At 66.8% G+C, this 17,104-nt stretch carries 19 protein-coding genes; 8 read left to right on the plus strand and 11 right to left on the minus strand.

All coding sequences use genetic code 11. The features are described 5' to 3' along the window. Positions 1-9 precede the first annotated feature (9 nt). From QZ546_RS09625 to murC, 10 genes are all read right to left on the minus strand, one after another. Positions 10-375, minus strand: a complete 366-nt coding sequence (locus QZ546_RS09625) for a hypothetical protein (protein ID WP_294236542.1) — start codon at positions 373-375, stop codon at positions 10-12. After that, a complete protein-coding gene (locus QZ546_RS09630) occupies positions 375-791 on the minus strand; it encodes a hypothetical protein (protein ID WP_294236544.1) in 417 nt (138 codons plus the stop codon). Before QZ546_RS09630 ends, QZ546_RS09625 begins: the two co-directional genes overlap by 1 nt. Positions 792-837: 46 nt before the next feature. Beyond that, positions 838-1,554: a hydroxyacylglutathione hydrolase gene (gene gloB / locus QZ546_RS09635; protein ID WP_294236546.1), complete on the minus strand. Its 717-nt coding sequence runs from the start codon at positions 1,552-1,554 to the stop codon at positions 838-840. A gap of 10 nt (positions 1,555-1,564) precedes the next feature. Further along, on the minus strand, positions 1,565-1,981 hold the full coding sequence (locus QZ546_RS09640; protein WP_294236548.1) for a VOC family protein: 417 nt from the start codon (positions 1,979-1,981) through the stop codon (positions 1,565-1,567). A gap of 79 nt (positions 1,982-2,060) precedes the next feature. After that, positions 2,061-2,816: a tetratricopeptide repeat protein gene (locus QZ546_RS09645; protein WP_294236550.1), complete on the minus strand. Its 756-nt coding sequence runs from the start codon at positions 2,814-2,816 to the stop codon at positions 2,061-2,063. After that, entirely contained in the window at positions 2,813-3,541 is a 729-nt protein-coding gene (locus QZ546_RS09650) for an alpha/beta hydrolase (protein WP_294236552.1), read from the minus strand. Before QZ546_RS09650 ends, QZ546_RS09645 begins: the two co-directional genes overlap by 4 nt. A gap of 242 nt (positions 3,542-3,783) precedes the next feature. After that, positions 3,784-4,038 (minus strand): DUF6356 family protein, encoded by a 255-nt coding sequence (locus QZ546_RS09655; protein ID WP_294236554.1) that lies wholly within the window; start codon positions 4,036-4,038, stop codon positions 3,784-3,786. 59 nt (positions 4,039-4,097) lie between these two features. Beyond that, entirely contained in the window at positions 4,098-4,298 is a 201-nt protein-coding gene (locus QZ546_RS09660; RefSeq protein WP_294236555.1) for a helix-turn-helix transcriptional regulator, read from the minus strand. Continuing rightward, entirely contained in the window at positions 4,295-4,702 is a 408-nt protein-coding gene (locus QZ546_RS09665) for a hypothetical protein (protein ID WP_294236557.1), read from the minus strand. Before QZ546_RS09665 ends, QZ546_RS09660 begins: the two co-directional genes overlap by 4 nt. Before the next feature lie 64 nt (positions 4,703-4,766). Continuing rightward, on the minus strand, positions 4,767-6,158 hold the full coding sequence (murC, locus tag QZ546_RS09670) for a Mur ligase family protein (protein ID WP_294236559.1): 1,392 nt from the start codon (positions 6,156-6,158) through the stop codon (positions 4,767-4,769). Between the two features lie 74 nt (positions 6,159-6,232). On the opposite strand from murC, the gene QZ546_RS09675 reads away from it, so the two are divergent. The 6 genes from QZ546_RS09675 to infC all read left to right on the plus strand — a co-directional run bounded on the left by QZ546_RS09675 (position 6,233) and on the right by infC (position 11,838). After that, positions 6,233-7,048, plus strand: a complete 816-nt coding sequence (locus QZ546_RS09675) for an LD-carboxypeptidase (protein ID WP_294236561.1) — start codon at positions 6,233-6,235, stop codon at positions 7,046-7,048. Between the two features lie 14 nt (positions 7,049-7,062). Further along, positions 7,063-7,830: an SIMPL domain-containing protein gene (locus QZ546_RS09680; RefSeq protein ID WP_294236563.1), complete on the plus strand. Its 768-nt coding sequence runs from the start codon at positions 7,063-7,065 to the stop codon at positions 7,828-7,830. A 238-nt stretch (positions 7,831-8,068) separates the two neighbouring features. Then, positions 8,069-8,203 (plus strand): KGG domain-containing protein, encoded by a 135-nt coding sequence (locus tag QZ546_RS09685; protein ID WP_294236565.1) that lies wholly within the window; start codon positions 8,069-8,071, stop codon positions 8,201-8,203. A gap of 138 nt (positions 8,204-8,341) precedes the next feature. After that, the gene (locus QZ546_RS09690) at positions 8,342-9,091 is read left to right on the plus strand and encodes an EAL domain-containing protein (protein WP_294236711.1); all 750 of its coding nucleotides are present in this window, start codon (positions 8,342-8,344) and stop codon (positions 9,089-9,091) included. 95 nt (positions 9,092-9,186) lie between these two features. Then, positions 9,187-11,190 (plus strand): threonine--tRNA ligase, encoded by a 2,004-nt coding sequence (thrS, locus tag QZ546_RS09695; protein ID WP_294236566.1) that lies wholly within the window; start codon positions 9,187-9,189, stop codon positions 11,188-11,190. A 114-nt stretch (positions 11,191-11,304) separates the two neighbouring features. Beyond that, positions 11,305-11,838: a translation initiation factor IF-3 gene (gene infC, locus QZ546_RS09700; protein ID WP_037569087.1), complete on the plus strand. Its 534-nt coding sequence runs from the start codon at positions 11,305-11,307 to the stop codon at positions 11,836-11,838. Positions 11,839-12,231: 393 nt separating this feature from the next. Here the strand turns inward: infC and QZ546_RS09705 are convergent, their stop codons facing one another. Next, positions 12,232-14,976 carry a [protein-PII] uridylyltransferase gene (locus QZ546_RS09705; protein ID WP_294236568.1) on the minus strand — a complete coding sequence of 915 codons (2,745 nt, stop codon included), beginning with the start codon at positions 14,974-14,976 and terminating at the stop codon, positions 12,232-12,234. Positions 14,977-15,238: 262 nt separating this feature from the next. Between QZ546_RS09705 and QZ546_RS09710 the strand changes: the two genes are divergently transcribed. After that, the gene (locus QZ546_RS09710; protein WP_294236570.1) at positions 15,239-16,501 is read left to right on the plus strand and encodes a glutamate-5-semialdehyde dehydrogenase; all 1,263 of its coding nucleotides are present in this window, start codon (positions 15,239-15,241) and stop codon (positions 16,499-16,501) included. Continuing rightward, a complete protein-coding gene (locus QZ546_RS09715) occupies positions 16,498-17,097 on the plus strand; it encodes a nicotinate-nucleotide adenylyltransferase (protein ID WP_294236571.1) in 600 nt (199 codons plus the stop codon). The genes QZ546_RS09710 and QZ546_RS09715 overlap by 4 nt, the downstream gene beginning before the upstream one ends. The last annotated feature ends 7 nt before the right edge of the window (positions 17,098-17,104 follow it).

The following is a 17,104-nucleotide window of genomic DNA, read 5'->3' on the forward strand; positions in this document are numbered from 1 at the left end:
CGAAAATGCCTATTTCTTCACCCGATCATACGGCACGAACCCGTCGAAGAAACACCATTGCGACGGGATCGACATGCCCGGCTGCAACACCCGGAACCGGTCGTTGCGGCACAATTGCGAGCCCCAGCGCTCGACGATCAGCGTGTTGAACGGCTGAAGCCCTGGGCATTGGCCGCGGACCTTGGCCTTCCACATACGCTGGCCGCCCGCATTGATGACGACCGTGCCCTCGTCATAGATGGACGGCCCGGACATGGTCACGCTGGTGTCGACGCATTGCGCGGGCGGTCCGGCGACGCGTCCGGCAAAGGGGTCGGATCTGGCGGCCATCAGGGTCAGGCCCAAAGCGGCCGCGGCGGCGAGACGGGGGCGCATCACTGAGCCTTCCGATAGGGGACGAACGGGCCGAAGCTGCAACTGCCGGTGAAGAAGCCCGAGGTCCGGTCGACCGTCTGCGCGATATCGCCGGAGCAGAGCTGGCCGGTGGTCGTCCGCGTCACGAAGATGTTGTTGCCTGCGCCGCCGACGCCGTCGCATCCGCCCGCCGTCTGGCTGACATATTTCAGCCGTGGCGAGACGGTGTAGACGATGGTCGGACCATAGGATTTGACCTGCTGGGTCCGATACTGGCTGATACACTGGGTCGAAGCCTCAGGGGTCAGCCCGCGCAGCGCCTTGTCCAGGTCCGCGCGCTCGGTCTGGGCGCGTTGCTCCATTCGCGCCTTTTCCGCCGGGGTGAGCGTACAGCCCGCCAGCAGCGCCAGGGGGATCAGGCAAGAAGCCGATGTCATGTAACGCATCATTTCGCCTCCATCAAAATTCCCCTGTAGCCCTGCCTTAACCCTTGAACGCGTCCTTGGCTGCACGCCGCGCGGCCAGTTCCTCGGCATCGACGGAGCGCAGGAACGGGTTGGTCGCGCGTTCCTGCGCGATCGTCGTCGGGATGGTCGGCTCGCCCTGTTCGCGCATCGCCGCGACATCGGCCAGCCGGGCCGCGATCGCCGCATTCTCGGGCTCGGCGACGGCGGCGTAACGCGCGTTGGACAGGGTATATTCGTGCCCGCAATAAACCCGCGTGTCGCCCGGCAGCGCGGCGAAGCGGCGCATATTCCGATGCATCTGCTCGGCCGTCCCCTCGAACAGCCGCCCGCATCCCATGGCGAACAGCGTGTCGCCGGTGAAGATCGTCGCGCGGTCCGCGACATGAAAGGCGATATGCCCCGCCGTATGGCCCGGCACCGACCAGATGGTCGCGGTGGCGTCGCCGACCGCGATCGTATCGCCCTCGGCCAGCAGCGTGTCGAGCCCCGCGATCTTCTCCGCCTCCGCCGCCGGGCCCGCCATGCGCGCGCCTTCGGCCTTGAGGGCCTGTGCGCCGCCGACATGATCGGGATGCCAATGGGTCAGCCAGATCTGGTCGATGGTCCAGCCGCGCGCGGCGGCGGCGGCGGCGACCGGTGCGGCCTCGCCGGGATCGAGCGCGACGGTCTGTCCGGCGTCATGGATCAGCCAGGCATAATTATCGGAGAGGACGGGGACTCGAACGATTTCCATGACTGGCCTCTTACCAGCTTCCGACATTGGGCATCGAGGCCCAAGGTTCGGCGGGCGGCAGCGCGCCGTCCTGCAACAGCTCGATCGAGATGCCGTCGGGTGACTTGACGAAGGCCATATGCCCATCGCGGGGCGGCCGGTTGATCGTGATCCCGGCGTCCATCAGCCGCTGGCACGTTTCGTAGATGTCGTCGACCCGGTAGGCCAGATGCCCGAAATTGCGGCCACCCGTATAGATTTCGGGATCCCAATTGTGCGTCAGTTCGACCTCGGCACGCCCTTCCTCGCCGGGGGCAGCGAGGAAGATCAGCGAGAATCGCCCGCGTTCATTGTCGACGCGGCGCACTTCCTTCAGTCCCAGCAGCGCGAAGAAGCGGATGCTGGCGTCAAGGTCGCTGACCCGGATCATGGTGTGGAGATAACGCATCCTGTGTCCTGCCTGGTGAAAAGGGGAGGGCCGGACCCTAGACCCCGAACGGCGCGGCGACCTTGCCCTGCGATAAGCTTCAACGCGAGGGGAATTGTGCCAGCGCCTTGGCGACCTCGGCCCGGATCGGGCTGTCGGGCGGCGCGAGCTGGGCGGCCTGGCTCCAGGCCTTGCGCGCGGCCGCCTCGTCGCCAGCGACGGCGGCGATATTGCCCGCCTCCAGCTGGACATTGGCGTCGTCGGCGGAGCGGGTCAGCGCCTGGGCGATGTCCTTCTGCGCGCGCGGCAGGTCCTTCATCCGCCGGGCGAGCGTCGCGGACAGCAGCCAAGCGAGCGGATCGGCGGGTGCATTGGTCAGCGCGGCGTCCAGGTCGACCCGCGCCGCCGCCGGTTGCCCCGCCGCGACCAGCGCGCGGGCGCGGTCCAGCTGCGCCTCGCCCCGTGCGAAGCCGGTCAGCTCGCCCGCGGCCAGCGCGGCGTCGAGCGCGGTGCGCGCATGGCCCGCATCCCCCGCCGCCAGAAAGGCATTGCCCGCCTGCGCCCAGTAATTGGCGGCGCGCACGTCATGGCCCAGCTCGGCGGCGCGCGCGGCCTGTTGAAAGGCATCGGCCGCCGCCGTCCAGTTGCGTTCGGTGGCATAGGCCAGGCCCAGGCATTGCTGCGCGAAATAGTCGCCGCCCGCCAGCCGCCACTTGCCCGCCTCGATCTTCGCGGCGGCGGGGTCGCGATCCGCCAGGGCGACGCAGCGCTGGTAACGGGCCTCGCGCGGATCGGCGGGAAGGGGCTTGGCGGCGGTCTGGGTGGCGGCGGCAAGCGCCAGGGGCAGCAGGATCATAGGCGGTGCAACACGTCCTCGACGGCCCGGATCAGCAGCGCGATATCGGCATCGCGCGACAGCCGGTGATCCCCGTCCTTGATCAACAGAGTCTGCACATCGGCTGAACGGAACAGCTGGGCCAGATGGGTGGTCCGGTGCCAGGGCACATCGGGGTCGGCCATTCCCTGGAGCAGCCGCACCGGCCCGTCGAACGCTACGGAGCCGAAGGTCAGCCGGTTCGCCTCGCCCGATGTCCAGAAGCGACGGGTGTAGATGGTGGGCGTCGGGCCATAAGGATTGGGGCGCTCCAGCCGCCCGGCCTGGAGGATCGCCATCTTCTCGGCTTCGGAAAAGCCCCAGTCGGTGAAGTCGGGCGCGGGGGCGATGCCGACCAGCGCCTTGACCTGATCCGGCCGTGCCAGGGCGGCGAGCAGCATCAGCCAGCCGCCCATCGACGATCCGACCAGCAGCGCCGGGCCCTTTACCACATCGTCCAGCATCGCGACGACATCGTCGCGCCAGTCGGCCAGCGCCTGGTCCTCGAACGCCCCTTCCGACTCGCCGCAGCCACCATAATCGAAGCGCAGGAACGCCCGGCCGTTCGCCCGCGCCCAGGCCTCAAGCGCCACCGCCTTCGACCCCTGCATGTCCGACGCATAGCCGGGCAGGAAGACGATCGCGGGGCCGGTGCCCTGGGTCCAGTGATAGGCGAGCTTGGGGCGCGGGGCGGGGGCGTCGGTCATGACGCGGATTTAGGATGTGGGCGGGGGGATGGAAAGCCGCGCGCTGCATCCCGAGCCTCCGTTCAGCCTGAGCGAAGTCGAAGGCCAAGGGAATCGGTCCGCCAAAAAGGGATGTCCGGCAAAGTGCGGTACGTGGCCTTCGACTTCGCTCAGGCCGAACGGAGGTGGGAAGATTCCTCCCCAAGCTCGCTTGGGGAGGGGGACCGCTCGCGCCAGCGAGGGGTGGAGGGGCAATCCCACCCTCAGATCACATATTCCACGCTTTTCATCTGGGTCTGCGCGGCCTGTTTCTGGCTTCGCTTGGCGACCATTTCGGCATTGAGCTTGGCGACCGTACGGCTGGCGGTCGTGGTGCACAGCCCCGGCACGACCGCATGAACGATCGCGCCCAGCCCGCCCAGGATCATGATCCCGCCGAACCGTGCCGCGACGCCGAAATGCTCGACATAGCTTTCGCCGACGCTCTCGGGATGTTCGGTGAACAGGCGACGGAACATGGTCAGCGCTCTCCTATGGCCGAGTGCTGATCCTATCACGGCGCTGGGGATTGGCCAAATCAGCCTCTGGACGGACTGACGAAAATATCCTCGATCGCGCATCCGAACAGTTCGGCGATCTTGAAGGCGAGGGGGAGCGACGGGTCGTAGCGCCCCGTCTCGATCGCGTTGACGCTCTGGCGGCTGACGTCCAGCCGCTCGGCCAGATCCTGCTGGCTCCAGCCATGTTCGGCACGCAGGGTGCGGAGGTGGTTGTTCATGCCGGGTTCCGTTCGAGGACATGGTTGACGCAGGCGCCCAGGCCCAGTCCGCCGAACCACAGGATCGGCCACGCATAACCGACCAGATGCGGCAGCAGGTCGAACCCTTCCAGAAAACCCCATAGCGTCGCGCCCGTCATCGCCAGACCCGTCGCCACCAGCGACTGACGCACGAGCAGCATCCGCAGATATTCGTCCCGCTCCTCGGTCAGATACATGCCGATCGCGCCGAAGAACCCGACCACCGGCAAGGCGGGCAGAATACCCACGATATAGGCCACCACGCCGGTGACCAGGTGCCGGTTCAACAGATACACGGCCGAAAACAGCAGCGCGGTGTAGACGACCGCCAGGATGATGACCCTGCGCTGATAACGGCGTGCGGCGGATGACGAACACAGCATGATGAACCTCCCTCGAATGTGAAGGAGGCTTTACATGGAAGGCTCGCTTTACGTTAAGTGCCCTTTACGTTGCGGCGAGCCGCTCCACCATGTCCTGCGCCATCAGGCTGAGCGTGTCGTCGCGGGCGCCCATCACGACGATACGGTCGCCCGCCTTCGCCTCCGCCACCAGCGTCGCCGCCGCCTCGGCGCGGTCAGCGATGTGGCGGGCGTCTAGTCCGCGCGCACACAGGTCGGCGACGATGTCAGTGCTGGTCACCTCGCGCGTGACGGTGCCGCCGAAATAGGCCGGGTCGGGCATCACCAGCACGTCGCCCGGCTTCATCCGTGCGGCGATGCTGTCGACCAGTTCGGTCCGCATGACCTTCAGCGGGCCATAGCCGTGCGGCTGGAACAGGATCAGCAAGCGGCCGGGAAAGGCGTGCAGCGTGTCGAGCGTCGCGGCGATCTTGTCGGGGTTGTGGCCGAAATCGTCGATGACGGTGACGCCGCCCGCCTCGCCGACTTTCTCGAACCGGCGCTTCAGGCCGGTGAAGCGCTCGACCGCGCGGATCGCGTCGATCAGGGGCACGCCCGCCGCCACGCTTGCGCCGATCGCGGCGAGCGCGTTGGAGACATTGTGGCGGCCCGGCACCGACAGCCGGACATGATAGCCCGCACCCCCCGTGATAAGGTCGAAGGCGATCGCAAAGGGCTCGGGCTTCAGCGCCTCGGCCACCAGGTCGCCCGCGCCCTCGACCGCGAAGGTGGTGAGGTTGGGAATGTCGGCCAGCAGCGCCGCCGTCTCGGCATCGCCCGCATTGGCGACGACATGGCGCGCCCGCGCGGCGAACCCGCCGAACAGCGCGCGCAATTCCTCCAGCGACTTATGGTCCAGGCTGACATTGTTCAGCACGGCGATGGCGGGATTATAGAGCGCGATCGAGCCGTCGCTTTCGTCCACCTCGCTGACAAAGGCGTCGCCGCGGCCGACCAGTGCGCTGGCAAAGGGGCTGTCGGGCGAGACGAAGTCCTTCATCACCGCGCCGTTCATCGCGGTCGGATCGCGGCCCGTCTGGTGCAGGATGAAGGCGATCATGCCTGTGACGGTCGACTTGCCGCTGGTCCCCGCCACGCCGATGGGGAGAGTGCTGTCGTTGAAGAGGCTCGCCAGCATCTGTGCGCGGGTGGCGCGGGGGCAGGCCAGCCGGTTGGCGACGACGATGTCGGGCACCGTCTCCTCGACCGCTGCCGAGGCGATGACGAGTTGGTCGGCCGAGGTCACGCCCGATCCGTCCTGTGGGAACAGTGCGATCCCGGCGGCGCGCAGCGCGTCGAACTTGGGCGTCACCCGGCCCTGGTCCAGTCCCCGGTCCGATCCCGCGACCGTCCAGCCCTTCTCGCGCAGGATCATGGCCAGCGGCATCATCCCCGATCCGCCGATGCCCACCAGAAAACAGGAATTGCCGTTGGTCATGGCGCCACGCTATCGGCGGTAATGCGGTGCAGGGCAATGCCCGGCCGAGTGACGGATGTGGGGGACGCGCTGAAATGAAGATCGGAATCCTCGCCCCGGCCAGCATCGGCAACCCGGCCGCCGAGGCGCCGGTCAGCGCCTTTGCTGCGATCGCCTATCCCGATGTCGACCTGATCTTCCACCCGCAATGCTATGAGCAGGACGGGCATTTTGCGGGGAATGACGAACGCCGCGCCTCGGCCTTCCTGGAATTCGCCAATGATCCCGGCATCGACGCGATCTGGTTCCTGCGCGGCGGATACGGGTCGAACCGCATTCTCTCGCGGGTCATGCCGAACCTGAACGCGGCGGCGGGGCACAAGACCTATATCGGCTATTCCGACATGGGCTTCGTGCTGGCCGCGCTCTATGCCCGGCGGATCGGGCGGCCGGTGCACGGGCCGATGGCCAGCGACATAAGGCGGCAGGGCGGCGACGTGACCGTGGCGCGCTCGCTGGGCTGGCTGACCAGCGGCGACCGGCAGGGGCTGGAGCCCGGACTCGATGGACGCCCGGCGGCGGCGTTCAACCTGTCGATCCTCCACGCGCTGATCGGCACGCCCTGGCTGCCCGACTTGACCGACCATGTCCTGATCGTCGAGGAAGTGTCCGAGCATATGTATGCGGTCGACCGGATGCTGTTCACCATGGCCAGCGCCACCCAGCTGAAGGGCGTGGCCGGCGTGCGGCTGGGCGCGGTCAGCAACGTGCAGGAAAACGAGCCCGAATGGGGCGAGACGCTCGAGTTCATGATGCAGCGCTGGTGCGGCGAAATGGGCGTGCCCTATCTTGGTCGCGCTAGGGTGGGGCATACGCAGGACAATCACCTGGTACCGTTCGGAATCGTGTGAGGGGGAGAGTGGGCATGAAGACGACATGGATGGGAATGGTCTTCGCAACGGTTGCGACAGGGGCAGCGACAGGTGCTGTGGCGCAGACCTCGTCCGAGCCGCAGATCATGGTGTCGGCGGTCGGTTCCGCGAAGACGCCGCCCGATCGGGTTGCCGTCGGCTATAATGTGCGGGGGGAGGGTGCGACCTCCGACGAGGCGACGACGAAGCTTCGCGACACCGCCAAGGCCATTCGTGCGGGGGCCGAGGGAATGCTGCGCGGTGCGATGGAATTGCATTCGTCCGAATTTTCCGTGACCCCGGTCCGGTCGCGGGAATGCGGAAATGGCGCTTATGGCGCGCCGCAACTGTCGACCGGTCCCTGCGCGATCCAGGGCTATGTCGCGACCCTGCCGGTGGAGATCGAGACGCCCCGCGTGGCCGAGGCCGGCACGCTGGTCGGCCTGATCGGGCGGCTGGGTGGCCTTCAGGCGACGGTCCGACGCTTCTGGGTCAGCGACGACAGCGCGGCCCGGCAACAGGCCATGCGCAATGCGCTGAACAATGCACGGGAAGAGGCCAGGCTGATCGCCGAAGGCTCGGGGCACAAGCTCGGCGCGCTGCTGCGGGTTCAGGACAGCAATTATCGCGACATGACTCCGGAGACGCGCGTGTCCTATCGCGTCGCCCCTCCGCCCGCGCCCGCAGCGCCGCCGCCACCCCCGCCGATCGAGGTCGGCCTGTCGCCCGCGCCCATTTCGACGACCGTCAGCCTGATGGCGGCCTACGCTATCGATCAATAACGCCCTTCGTGGAAACATGATGCCGCCCATTCGGGAATGTTCTGGGTGACCGGATGGGCGGTATTGTGTCTTCTGGAGATAATGATCTGGATGAAGATCGCGGCGTGTCATGCCGCTTCGCTCCATAAAACACATCATGATCCACCGCTTATGCAGAATATTATTATTCCTGTGATTTCCGAAACTTGAGTGGATCGCTCATCGTCTTTCCGCTGCGGGGGTGCCGAGTAGGAGAGATATGATGGCAGACAGCAATGGCGGCGGCGGCCGTGAGAACAATCCCGGCAATTTCGCCAATGACCGCGAAAAGGCCTCCGAAGCGGGTCGCAAGGGCGGCCAGGCCAGCCATGGCGGCGGCGGTCAGGGACGCTGATCCCATGCGCCAATAACTAGGGCGGCGGTGGAGTCGGACCACCGCCGCCCTATTTTTGACGCGGCGGCCCCGTCATGGGGTGGGCTGTGTTCGACACAGGGAATTAACCATTTCGAGCATAGGCCCTGGCGCATGGAAATGCGCAAGATCTGCAGCGGATGCCGTGACGGTGTCGATTTCGAAATCCCGTTCGCGATGGCGTTCCAGCCGATCGTCGACACGGCGACCGGTCGCCCCTTCGCCTATGAGGCGCTGATCCGGGGCGTCGACGGCGAGAGCGCCTATAGCGTGTTGTCGCAGGTGAACGAGGCGAACCGCTATTCCTTCGACCAGGCGTGCCGGGTGAAGGCGATCGAAACCGCGATGGCGGCGGGCATCATGGACAGTGACGCCAAGCTGTCCATCAACTTCCTGCCCAATGCGGTCTATTCGCCCGTGGCCTGTATCCAGCTGACCCTGCGCACGGCACAGGCGCAGGGGCTGCCCGTCGATCGGCTGATCTTCGAGTTCACCGAGAACGAGCAGATGGGATCGCCCGAGCATGTCGCGGGCATCATCGATTCCTACAAGCAGATCGGCTTTTCGGTCGCGATCGACGATTTCGGATCGGGTCATTCGGGGCTCGACCGCTTCGTCCGCTTCGCGCCGGACGAGGTGAAGCTGGACATGGAGTTGATCCGCGACATCGACCGTGATCCCCGCCGCCGCGCCATCGTGCGGGCGATGGTCGGTATGTGCGCCGAACTCGACACGCTGCTGATCGCCGAGGGGATCGAGACGGCGGCCGAGGCGGCGACTTTGAACGAATTGGGCGTGCGCTATCACCAGGGCTTCTGGTATGCCCGCCCCGCGCTGGGGGTGCTGCCGGCGATCCGGGCGCACGCCTGACCTCACCCCATATACCTGTCGGGGATTCTTCCCTATAGAGCCCCTCGCGCCGGGCTCCACTGGCGTATCACCCGCACTTATCGAAGAGAGTATCCATGTCCGCGATGTTCCGTATCACGCTGCCCGACGGTTCCGTCCGTGAGGTCGCGCCCGGAACCACTCCCGCGGACATCGCCGCCGCGATCGGACCGGGCCTGGCCAAGGCCGCGATCGCCGCGCGGGTCGATGGCGAGCTGCGCGACATCATGCGACCGTTCGAGGGCGACTCCGCGCTGGCGCTGGTGACCGCCAAGGACGAGGCCGACGCGCTCGAACTCGCGCGCCACGACTATGCGCATGTGCTGGCCGAGGCGGTGCAGGCGCTGTTCCCCGGCACGCAGATCACCTTCGGCCCGGCGACCGATGACGGCTTCTACTACGACTTCGCGCCCAAGGACCGCCCCTTTACCGAGGAGGACCTGCCCGCGATCGAAGCCGAAATGCGCAAGATCATCGCCAAGGACGAGCCGCTGATCCGCGAGGTCTGGACCCGCGAGCAGCTGATCGAACGCTGGACCGCGCAGGGCGAGACGTTCAAGGCCGAATGGGCCGCCGAGCTGCCCGATACCGAGGAACTGACCGTCTATCGCGCCGGCAAGGGCGAGGATGCCTGGCTCGACATGTGCCGGGGGCCGCATCTCGCCTCGACCGGCAAGCTCGATCCCAACGCGTTCAAGCTGACCCGCGTGTCGGGCGCGTACTGGCGCGGCGACCAGAAGAACGCGATGCTCAGCCGCATCTACGGCACCGGCTGGCTCAACAAGAAGCAGCTCGCCGAGCATCTGACGCGGCTGGAGGAAGCCGCCAAGCGCGATCATCGCAAGCTGGGCAACGAGATGGACCTGTTCCACCTCCAGCAGGAGGCGCATGGCTCGGTCTTCTGGCATCCCAAGGGCTATCGCATCTGGCGCGAGCTGGAGGCCTATATGCGCCGCGCGATCGACTCGACCGGCTACCGCGAGGTGAAGACCCCGCAGGTCATGGACGCGCGTCAGTGGGAACAGTCGGGCCATTGGGGCAAGTATCGCGAGAACATGTTCGTGATCCCCGACGAGGTGCCCAACGTCGAGGACGAGGGCCCGCTGGTCTCGGACGATGCGCAGTGGATGGCGCTGAAGCCGATGAACTGCCCGGCGCATGTCCTGATCTTCCGCCAGGGGATCAAGTCGTACCGCGACCTGCCGCTGCGCTTCTACGAGAATGGCTGCTGCCACCGCAACGAGCCGCACGGCGCGCTGCACGGCCTGATGCGCGTGCGCCAGTTCACCCAGGACGACGCGCATATCTTCTGCCGCGAGGACCAGATCGTCGAGGAGGTCCGCGCCTTTTGCGAACTGGCGGACCGGATCTACAAGGATTTCGGCTTCACCTATTCGATCAAGCTGGCGCTGCGCCCCGAAAAGCGCTTCGGCACCGAAGAGATGTGGGACATGGCCGAGACCGAACTGCGCGACGCGGTCGTGCGGGCGGGCCTCGCCACCGAGAAATATGGCTGGGAAGAACTGCCGGGCGAGGGGGCTTTCTATGCGCCCAAGCTGGAATGGCACCTGACCGACGCGATCGGCCGGACCTGGCAGGTCGGCACCATCCAGTCGGACCGGGTTCTGCCCGAACGACTCGATGCATCCTATATCGGCGAGGATGGCGAGCGTCACCGACCGATCATGCTCCACCGCGCGATCTTCGGTTCCTATGAGCGGTTCATCGGCATCCTGATCGAGCATTATGCGGGGCGTTTCCCGGTCTGGCTGGCGCCGGTGCAGGCGGTGGTCGCGACCATCGTCTCGGATGCGGACGGCTATGCGGAAGACGCGGCGGCCAAGCTGGCGGCGGCGGGTATCCGGGTCGAGACCGATCTGCGCAACGAGAAGATCAACTACAAGGTGCGCGAGCATTCGGTCGCCAAGGTCCCCGTGCTGCTGGTCGTCGGCAAGCGCGAGGCCGAGGAAGGCAAGGTCGCCGTCCGCCGTCTGGGCAGCCAGGCGCAGGAGATCATGACGCTCGACGAAGCCATCGCCATGCTGCGCGAGGAAGCGACTCCGCCCGATCTGCGCGGCTGAATCCTCATAAGCTAAAGGAAAGGGCGGGACGTTTGTCTCGCCCTTTCAAATTTGTGCCCGATCGCCTATATTGGACGGGTAATTGCCACAGGAGAAATACCCATACGTCCTCCCATGATGCGCCGTCCGATGCAGGCGCCGCCGATGAACGGTCCTCGGTTCAACGAGTGGATTCAAAGCCCCAAGGTTCGCGTGATCGACCATGAGGGCGAGAATCTTGGCGTGATGTACACGCGCGAAGCGATGGCCCAGGCCCAGGAGCTCGGCCTCGACCTGGTCGAAGTGTCGCCCAATGCCGATCCGCCCGTCGCCAAGTTCCTCGACGTCGGCAAATATAAGTACGAGGCCCAGAAGAAGGCGAACCTCGCCCGCAAGTCGCAGAAGACGCAGGAGATCAAGGAGATCAAGATGCGTCCGAACATCGACGACCATGATTACGACACCAAGATGAAGAAGGTGGTCGAATTCATCGGCGAGGGCGACAAGGTGAAGGTCACCATGCGCTTCCGCGGTCGCGAGCTGAGCCACGGCCAGCTGGGCATGAATGTGCTCCAGCGCGTTGCCGAGCAGGTGGCCGAGGTCGCCAAGGTCGAAGCCTATCCGCGCATGGAAGGCCGCCAGATGCTGATGGTGCTGGCGCCGAAGTGAGCCGGAGCGACTCGGGCGTTTGACGCTCGACGATCGGTTTTGAAAGACCCCGGAGCCCTTGGGCTGCCGGGGTTTTTCTGTGGGGTTCGCACGGAGGCGCAGAGGTGTCGGGACATTGCGCGAGTCGTAGAGATTGGGCCGGAAGCGACTGGTCCGACGTTTCTCAGCTACTGCCCTTGCCCCACACCCATTCCTCCCCTGCAAGGGGAGGGGGACCAGCGAAGCTGGTGGAGGGGTATCGCCGCTGGCGAGGATAGACTGCTCTTCCAGCCGGGACACCCCTCCGTCCGGCCTTCGGCCGGCCACCTCCCCTTGCAGGGGAGGAAAGTGCACGCCTTTCCACCTCTGCGCTAACTGCTCTTCGCACGGAGCGAGGGATGGGCGCCAACAGGCTTAAGCCGCCATCTCCAGCGCTTCTCCCGCCGCCGCACTCAGCAGGCGCTTTTCCAGCGTCTTCAACCGTCCGCCATTGGTGATCTGGTCCCCTGTCAGGTCGGTCAGGTAGAACACGTCCACCGCGCGTTCGCCATAGGTCGCGACATGGGCCGAGTGGATCGTCACCTTCGACTGGAACAGCGCATGGGCCAGCTGGTTGAGCAGCGCCGGGCGGTCGCGCGCATGGACCTCGACCACGGTGAAGCGGTTCGACGCGCGATTGTCGATCAGGACGTTGGGCGCGATCGGGAAGGCGTCGGCGCGCGGGCGGATCGAGGGTTTGGCGACCAGCCGATCGGCCAGCTTGTTGCGGTTGGCCAGCGCATCCTCGATCGCGCGACGCAGGCGGTTCAACTGGCCCGGATCGTCGAAGGGGCGGCCCAGCGGGTCCTGGACCAGGAAATTGTCGATCGCCATGCCGTCGCGGGTCGTGTGGATGCGTGCGTCGATGATGTTGCCGCCCGCGACATGGATCGCGCCCGCGATACGATAGAACAGCCCCGGATGGTCGGCGGCGTAGATCGACACCAGCGTCGCGCCGCGCTCGCTATAGACCTGTGCGTCGATCGACAGCTGCGCATCGCCCGCCGCCGCCATCTGGCGGGCGTTGTGAGCCAGCACATCGTCGGGCTCGGCGATCCAGTATGCCTCGGGCAGGCGGCGGACGAGTGCGGCGAACTGCACCTCGGGCCAGCCTAGCGCCTCGCGCAGCCGTTCCTGCTTGGCGGTGATCCGCTCGCCCCGGCCGCGCTGCTTGTGGCCCAGGCGCAGCACCTCCTCTGCGGCGTCGTAGAGATCAGCGAGCAGCTGGCGCTTCCAGCCGTTCCAAGTGCCCGGCCCGACCGCGCGGATGTCGACGATGGTCAGCAGGAGCAGCAGGCGGAGCCGCTCTGGGCTCTGCACCGTCTCGCAGAAATCGAGGATGGTCTTGAAGTCCGACAGGTCGCGTTTGAACGCGGTGGCGGACATGAGGAGGTGCCAGCGGACGAGCCACGCCACCGTCTCGGTTTCCGCCTCGCTCAATCCCAGGCGGGGGCACAGCCGCTCGGCCACTTCGGCGCCCAGGATCGAATGGTCGCCGCCACGCCCCTTGGCGATGTCGTGGAGCAGCACCGCGACATAGAGGACGCGGCGCGACACGATCTGGCCGATGATCGCCGAGGCCACCGGGTGTTCCTCGACCAGATCCTGCCGCTCGATCTTCGCCAGCAGGCCGAGCGCGCGGATGGTGTGCTCGTCGACCGTATAGTGATGGTACATGTCGAACTGCATCTGCGCGACGACGCGGCCGAAATCGGGAACGAAGCGGCCGAAGACCCCGGCCTCGTTCATCCAGCGCAGCACCAGCTCGGGATCGTGGCGGCTGGTCAGCACGTCGAGGAACAGCGCATTGGCGCGCGGATCGCGGCGAATATCGTCGGCCATCTTGGCGTCGCGCGACGCGGCGCGCATCGCCAGCGGATGGACTTCCAGCTCGTAACGATCGGCGAGCTGGAAGATCTCGATCAGGCGGACCGGGTCTTCCTGAAAGAAGGTGTCGCGCGGCAGGGCGAGACGCCCCCGGTCCAGCACGAAGCCGTTCAACCGCCGCGGGCGGCGGCGGATGGTGGGCAGGCCGAAGCGATGGCCGCGCGCCGCGAACCGCTCGTCCAGATGTGCCAGGAAGGCGCCGGTCAGCGCGCCGACCGTCTTCACCTGGATGAAATAGAGCTGCATGAACCGCTCGACCTTGGCCTTGCCCGGTCGGTCGGAGAAGCGCATCCGCTCGGCGATCTGGCGCTGTACATCGAAGGTCAGCCGGTCCTCGCCACGCCCGGTGATCAGGTGCAGGTGACAGCGGACCGCCCACAGGAAATTGTCGGCGCGGTGGAACTGGCGATATTCCTCGCGAGTGAACAGCCCGCGCTCGATCAGGTCGGCGGCGCGGTCGACGTCATAGACATACTTCCCGATCCAGAAGAGCGCGTGAAGATCGCGCAGGCCGCCCTTGCCCTCCTTGACATTGGGTTCGACGACATAGCGGGTGTCGCCCATCTTGCGGTGGCGCAGGTCGCGCTCGGCCAGCTTGTCGGCGATGAACTGGCGGTGCGAATCGGTCTGGATTTCCGTCTTGAACCGACGCGCCGCCTCTTCGTACAGCGGCTGGTCGCCGCACAGGAACCGCCCTTCCAGAAGCGCGGTGCGGACGGTCACATCGGCCTTGGCCTGGCGGATCATCTCGTCGATCGAACGGCTGGAATGGCCGACCTTCAGCCCCAGATCCCAGAGCGAATAGAGCATCGACTCGATGACCTGCTCGGCATGGGGCGTCTGCTTGAAGGGGGTGAGGAAGCCGATATCGACGTCCGAATAGGGCGCCATCTCGCCCCGGCCATAGCCGCCCACCGCGATCAGGGTGAGCCGCTCGCCCGCCGTGGGATTGCTCAGCGGGTAGAGCGTCTCGGTGGTGAAGTCGAACAGCACCTTCAGCACCTGATCGGTCAGATAGGCCTGCGCCGCCGCCGCCTCCAGCCCACGCGAGGGATGAACCGACAGCCGCCGCGCGACCTCCTGCCGCCCGGCGTCGAGCGCGGCGCGCAGGACCGGCGTGAGCCGGGTGCGACCCTCGGGCCCCGTGATGCCGAGCGCGGCGACCTGTTCGGCAAGGGCCCGGCGGTCGACGATGGCGCGGCGGTTGGGCAGGGATTCGAAACGGCTGTGCATGGGGCCTTCATAGGGACTGGTGATGAACAAATGGAGAGGGGGCATGGTCGAAGCGGCGGGATTGCCCCTCCACCACGCCCTGCGGGCGCGGTCCCCCTCCCCAAGCCAAGCTTGGGGAGGAATGACGTCACCCAAATCCTCCCCAAGCTTGGCTTGGGGAGGGGGACCATGCGCAGCATGGTGGAGGGGCAAGGTCCCGCGCTTTCCGTTACACAAGATTCCCATGCTTGGGCCCGCCGCCCGACCATGATACCGCCGCGCCATGGCCGACCATCATGACATCCCCGCCCTGATCGCCGATATGGGCCAGCGCGCCCGCACCGCCGCGAAGCTGCTGGCGCAGATGCCGACCGCCGCCAAGGCCGAAGCCCTGCGCGCCGCCGCCCGTGCGATCCGCGAGGCGACGCCCGCAATCCTGGCCGCCAATGCGCAGGACATGGCGGCGGGCACAGCGAACGGCCTTTCCCCTGCAATGCTCGACAGGCTGAAGCTGGACGAGGCGCGCATCGCCGGCATCGTCGCCGGCGTGGAGGCGGTGGCCGCACTCCCCGATCCGGTCGGCGAGCGGATCGACGAACGCACCCGGCCCAACGGCCTGAACCTGTCGCGCATCCGCGTGCCGGTGGGGGTGATCGGCATCGTCTATGAAAGCCGCCCCAATGTCACCGTCGATGCCGCCGCGCTCTGCGCGATGGCGGGCAATGCCGCGATCCTGCGCGGGGGCACGGAGGCGGTGCACAGCAACCGCGCGCTTCACGCTGCCTTCGTTGCGGGCTGGACGGCGGCGGGCGGTCCGGCAGAGGCGGTGCAGCTGGTTCCCGTTACCGACCGCGCGGCGGTGGGCGCGATGCTGGCGGCGGACGGGCTGATCGACCTGCTGATCCCGCGCGGCGGCAAGAGCCTGGTCGCGCGGGTACAGGCCGAGGCGAAGGTGCCGGTGCTCGCGCATCTCGACGGGATCAACCATGTCTATGTCGACGCCTCGGCGGATCATGACATGGCGCGGCGGATCGTTCGCGATGCCAAGATGCGCCGCACCGGCATCTGCGGCGCGATGGAGACGCTGCTGATCGACCACGCCTACTGCCACCCCGCCGAGCTGGTCGCCGAACTGGTCGAGGCGGGCTGCACGGTGCGCGGGGACGAGGCCGTTTGCGAGATCGTCCCCGGCCTGGCGGCGGCCACGGCGGAGGACTGGGACACCGAATATCTCGACGCGATCGCCAGCGTCGCGCTGGTCGACGGGCTGGCGGGCGCGATGGCGCATATCGCCGCACATGGATCGCACCATACCGATGCGATCGTGGCCGAAGATGCAGCCGTCGCGGAGCGCTTCCTCGCGCAGGTCGACAGCGCGATCGTGTTGTGGAACGCCTCGACCCAATTCGCCGATGGCAGCGAATTCGGGCTGGGTGCGGAGATCGGCATCGCCACCGGGCGTCTCCATGCGCGCGGGCCGGTCGCGCTGGAGGGGCTGACCACCTATAAATGGGTCGGGCGCGGCGCGGGACAAATCAGAGGGTGAGGATCGGCCTGCTCGGCGGGTCGTTCAACCCGGCACATCACGGTCATCGCCGCATCACGCTGGATGCGATGCGTGCGCTCGACCTGGACGAGGTCTGGTGGCTGGTGTCGCCGGGCAACCCGCTGAAGGACGGGGCCAGTGACATGGCGCCCTTCGCCGCACGGTTCGCCTCGGCCGAGCGGATGGCGAGGCGTGCGCCGATCCGGGCCAGCGCGATCGAGCAGGAATTGCACACCCGCTACACGCTCGACACGGTGCGCAAGATCCAGCGTCGCTATCCCGGCCATGAGTTCATCTGGCTGATGGGCGAGGACAATCTGGAGCAATTTCACCGCTGGCGTAGGTGGCGCGATATTGCCCGCGCGATCCCGATTGCGGTTATCGGCCGTCCGGGGTACAATGCCGCCGCCCACGCGACACCCGCGCTGGGCTGGTTCAGGCGTTTCCAGAGGCGTCCGGGCCAGGCGAAGAACTGGACGATGTGGAGTTTGCCGGCCTTCGTGCTGTTGCGCTTCCGCCCCGACCCGACTTCCGCCACGGGCCTTCGGGCCCGCGATCCGGACTGGTTTCGGCATATGGGCCGAAACGTCCCCTGAACAGGAG

The organism is uncultured Sphingomonas sp. (genome assembly GCF_913062585.1).
Taxonomy (GTDB): Bacteria; Pseudomonadota; Alphaproteobacteria; order Sphingomonadales; family Sphingomonadaceae; genus Sphingomonas.

What these genes read in the sequence shown, in the direction of transcription:
- QZ546_RS09685 (WP_294236565.1), top strand. Translation starts at nt 8,069, where the DNA reads ATGATGGCAGACAGCAATGGCGGCGGCGGCCGTGAGAACAATCCCGGC.
- QZ546_RS09665 (WP_294236557.1), bottom strand. Translation starts at nt 4,702, where the DNA reads ATGCTGTGTTCGTCATCCGCCGCACGCCGTTATCAGCGCAGGGTCATC.
- QZ546_RS09625 (WP_294236542.1), bottom strand. Translation starts at nt 375, where the DNA reads ATGCGCCCCCGTCTCGCCGCCGCGGCCGCTTTGGGCCTGACCCTGATG.
- infC (WP_037569087.1), top strand. Translation starts at nt 11,305, where the DNA reads ATGATGCGCCGTCCGATGCAGGCGCCGCCGATGAACGGTCCTCGGTTC.
- QZ546_RS09650 (WP_294236552.1), bottom strand. Translation starts at nt 3,541, where the DNA reads ATGACCGACGCCCCCGCCCCGCGCCCCAAGCTCGCCTATCACTGGACC.
- QZ546_RS09705 (WP_294236568.1), bottom strand. Translation starts at nt 14,976, where the DNA reads ATGCACAGCCGTTTCGAATCCCTGCCCAACCGCCGCGCCATCGTCGAC.
- QZ546_RS09710 (WP_294236570.1), top strand. Translation starts at nt 15,239, where the DNA reads ATGGCCGACCATCATGACATCCCCGCCCTGATCGCCGATATGGGCCAG.
- QZ546_RS09675 (WP_294236561.1), top strand. Translation starts at nt 6,233, where the DNA reads ATGAAGATCGGAATCCTCGCCCCGGCCAGCATCGGCAACCCGGCCGCC.
- QZ546_RS09690 (WP_294236711.1), top strand. Translation starts at nt 8,342, where the DNA reads ATGCGCAAGATCTGCAGCGGATGCCGTGACGGTGTCGATTTCGAAATC.
- QZ546_RS09660 (WP_294236555.1), bottom strand. Translation starts at nt 4,298, where the DNA reads ATGAACAACCACCTCCGCACCCTGCGTGCCGAACATGGCTGGAGCCAG.
- murC (WP_294236559.1), bottom strand. Translation starts at nt 6,158, where the DNA reads ATGACCAACGGCAATTCCTGTTTTCTGGTGGGCATCGGCGGATCGGGG.
- thrS (WP_294236566.1), top strand. Translation starts at nt 9,187, where the DNA reads ATGTCCGCGATGTTCCGTATCACGCTGCCCGACGGTTCCGTCCGTGAG.
- QZ546_RS09630 (WP_294236544.1), bottom strand. Translation starts at nt 791, where the DNA reads ATGACATCGGCTTCTTGCCTGATCCCCCTGGCGCTGCTGGCGGGCTGT.
- QZ546_RS09640 (WP_294236548.1), bottom strand. Translation starts at nt 1,981, where the DNA reads ATGCGTTATCTCCACACCATGATCCGGGTCAGCGACCTTGACGCCAGC.
- QZ546_RS09645 (WP_294236550.1), bottom strand. Translation starts at nt 2,816, where the DNA reads ATGATCCTGCTGCCCCTGGCGCTTGCCGCCGCCACCCAGACCGCCGCC.
- QZ546_RS09655 (WP_294236554.1), bottom strand. Translation starts at nt 4,038, where the DNA reads ATGTTCCGTCGCCTGTTCACCGAACATCCCGAGAGCGTCGGCGAAAGC.
- QZ546_RS09680 (WP_294236563.1), top strand. Translation starts at nt 7,063, where the DNA reads ATGAAGACGACATGGATGGGAATGGTCTTCGCAACGGTTGCGACAGGG.
- gloB (WP_294236546.1), bottom strand. Translation starts at nt 1,554, where the DNA reads ATGGAAATCGTTCGAGTCCCCGTCCTCTCCGATAATTATGCCTGGCTG.